Consider the following 2,837-nt stretch of genomic DNA (forward strand, 5'->3'; position numbering starts at 1 on the left):
GGCCCCGGCCCCGCCGGCGTCCTCGTCGATGAGCAGGGCCGCGGCGCCGGTCTCGGCGACCCTGCCCCACACGGTGGTGCCGGGGCCGGTGTCGCCCGCGCTCCAGGCGCGGATGACCGACGGCAGGTCGGACCGTGTCAGCAGCGAGTCGATGCTCGCCGCGAAGTCGGTGATCTCGGGGTCGAGTGCGAATCTCATGGTGCTCCGTGTCCCGTCAGCCGCGCGGAAGGCCGAGGAGGCGCTCGGCGATGATGTTCTTCTGTACCTCGTTGGTGCCGGCGTAGATCGGCCCGGCGAGGGCGAACAGGTATCCGTCCATCCACTGCTCCCCGGCGAACTCTCCGGCCGTGCCGAGCAGGTCGAGGGCGGTCTCGTGGGTGGCGATGTCCCAGTCCGACCAGAAGACCTTGTTGATCGAGGACTCGAAGCCCAGGTTGGCGCCGCCGGTGAGCGTGGTGACCGTCTTCCAGGTGCTCAGCTCGTAGGCGCGCGAGCCGATCCACGCGTCCACCACCTTGTCGGCCAGGGCGCCCCGGCTGCGCTGGTCCAGGTCCGCCCGGCGGGAACCCCACAGCTCGAGCAGTCGGTCGGTGGTGGCGAGGAACCGCCCCGGCGAGCGCAGGGAGAGCCCGCGCTCGTTGTTGGCGGTGGACATCGCCACCTTCCAGCCCTGGTTGACCTCGCCGATCACGCCGGACTCGGCGGGATCCGCCGGGTCGTCGGGCACGAAGACGTCCTCGAGGAACAGCTCCGCGAAACCGGGCAGGCCGTCGAGCTGGTCGATCGGGCGCACGGTGACGCCCTCGGCCCGCAGGTCGAACATGAAGTAGGTCAGGCCCTTGTGGCGGGGCTCGTCCGGGTCGGTGCGGAACAGCCCGAAACCCTTGTCGGCGAACGAGGCGCGGGTGGACCACACCTTCTGGCCGCTGAGCAGCCAGCCGCCGTCCACACGCGTAGCCGTCGAGCGCAGCGACGCCAGGTCGGACCCCGCCTCCGGCTCGGACCAGGCCTGCGCCCAGATGTCGTCGGCGCGGGCCATGCGCGGCATGATGTGCGCCAACTGCTCGGGGGTCGCGTGATCGAACAGGGTCGGTGCGAGCAGGAAGATGCCGTTCTGGCTCACCCGCAGGGGTGCGCCCGCGCGGAAGTACTCCTCCTCGAAGACCACCCAGTTGACCAGTCCGCAGTCGCGGCCGCCGAACTCCTCGGGCCACGACACGACCGACATGCGGGCGTCGGCCATCTTTCGCTCCCACTCGCGGTGGGCCTCGAAGCCCTCGCGGGTGTCCATGTGTGGGAGCGGCTCGGACGGCACGTTCGCGGCGAGCCAGTCGCGCACCTCGAGGCGGAACTCCTGTGTCGAGGCGTCCAGATCCAGATCCACGGCGTCAGCCCTTCTGCTCGCCGGTCGGGGCGGGGCCGCCGGTCGAGCCCGTGTTGGCGCTGTCGCGCATCGAGCGCGCGTCCATCCCGCCGAGGGAGGCGGAGAACGAGTCGGTGTCGTCGGGCTCCGCGTTGGCCGAGTGGGCGAACATGTGCCAGCCGAACGCCGTGTCCAGCGAGGTCTGCAGGCCCATCTGGTCCTCGTTCGAATTGATGACCTTCTTGGCCAGGGTCAGGCCGAAGGCGGGCATCGCGGCGATCTCACCGGCGATCTCGTCGACCTTCGCCTGCAGCTCCTCGCGCGGCACGACGTGGTTGAGCATGCCCCAGTCCAGCGCCTCGGCCGCACCGAATCTGCGACCGGTGTAGAGGATCTCCTTGGCACGGCGGGGGCCCAGGACGAAGGCGTGGGCGAAGTACTCGACACCGGGGATCCCCATCTTGACCACCGGGTCGGAGAAGAACGCGTCGTCGGAGGCCACGATGAAGTCGCAGATCCACGCCAGCATCAGGCCGCCGGCGATGCACGCGCCGTGCACCTGGGCGATCATCGGCTTGGGGATCTCGCGCCAGCGGCGACACATCTGGACGTAGACCTCGGTCTCGCGGGCCAGCCGCCGGTCGCCGCCGCCGCGGGTGGTGTGGTCCCACCAGATCGAGGCGCGGTTGGGGTACTCCACGTGGTGGTCGCGCTCGGTGGTGCCGATGTCGTGGCCGGCCGAGAAGTGCTTGCCGTTGGCCCGCAGGACGATCACCTTGACCGTGTCGTCCTCCACGGCCCTGATGAAGGCGTTGTCCAGCGAGTACGTCATGACCGAGTTCTGCGCGTTGCGGAAGTCGGGGCGGTTGAGCGTGACGTAGGCGGTGCCGCCCGTGACCTCGTAGGCGACCGGCTGCGTGTCCGGGCCGAGGTCGTCGACACCGAGGACCGGGGGGATGGGTGCGTCGGTCATGAGCTGGGGATCTCCTTACCTAGCAAGTGCTTGGTTGGTACTGTACCGGACCCGCTCGCCGGATCGGATTCAGACGCCGTCACCACCGCCGTTCAGACTCCGTAGCCACCGTCGTTCAGACGCCGTAACCACCGTCGACGTCGAGCTTCTGGCCGGAGATGAAGCCCGCCCGGTCGGAGGCGAGGAACGCCACGGCCTCGGCGACGTCCACCGCGGTCCCGAACCGTCGCAGCGGGATGTTGCGGCGGGTGACCTCGAGGGCGCGGTCGTCGAGGTCGCCGGAGGAGATGAGCCTCTCGGCCATCCCGTCGGTGAGCATCCCCGGGCCCACGCAGTTCACACGGACCCCGAACCGGCCCTCCTCCGCCGCCAGGCCCCGCACCAGCTGCTCGACCGCGCCCTTGGGGACCGCGGACAGGCCGTCCCGGACCGGGTAGCGGGTGGTGGCGGCGGTGGTGACGACGACGACGGTGCCGCCCACCGCGCGCACATGCGGCAGCG

The 2,837-nt window shown here is 70.3% G+C and carries 3 protein-coding genes and 1 pseudogene; all 4 read right to left on the reverse strand.

The window, feature by feature from the left end:
- Positions 1–198: pseudogene (locus G6017_RS04555) on the reverse strand (acyl-CoA dehydrogenase); the annotation flags it as partial.
- 16 nt (positions 199–214) lie between these two features.
- Positions 215–1,384 carry an acyl-CoA dehydrogenase family protein gene (locus G6017_RS04560; protein ID WP_182616138.1) on the reverse strand — a complete coding sequence of 390 codons (1,170 nt, stop codon included), beginning with the start codon at positions 1,382–1,384 and terminating at the stop codon, positions 215–217.
- Between the two features lie 4 nt (positions 1,385–1,388).
- On the reverse strand, positions 1,389–2,336 hold the full coding sequence (locus tag G6017_RS04565; protein WP_179524549.1) for an enoyl-CoA hydratase: 948 nt from the start codon (positions 2,334–2,336) through the stop codon (positions 1,389–1,391).
- A 115-nt stretch (positions 2,337–2,451) separates the two neighbouring features.
- Positions 2,452–2,837: SDR family oxidoreductase (locus G6017_RS04570; RefSeq protein ID WP_182610695.1), on the reverse strand; the 386-nt coding region annotated here is incomplete at its 5' end.

This window comes from Dietzia sp. B44, from assembly GCF_014145245.1.
Taxonomy (GTDB): Bacteria; Actinomycetota; Actinomycetes; order Mycobacteriales; family Mycobacteriaceae; genus Dietzia; species Dietzia natronolimnaea.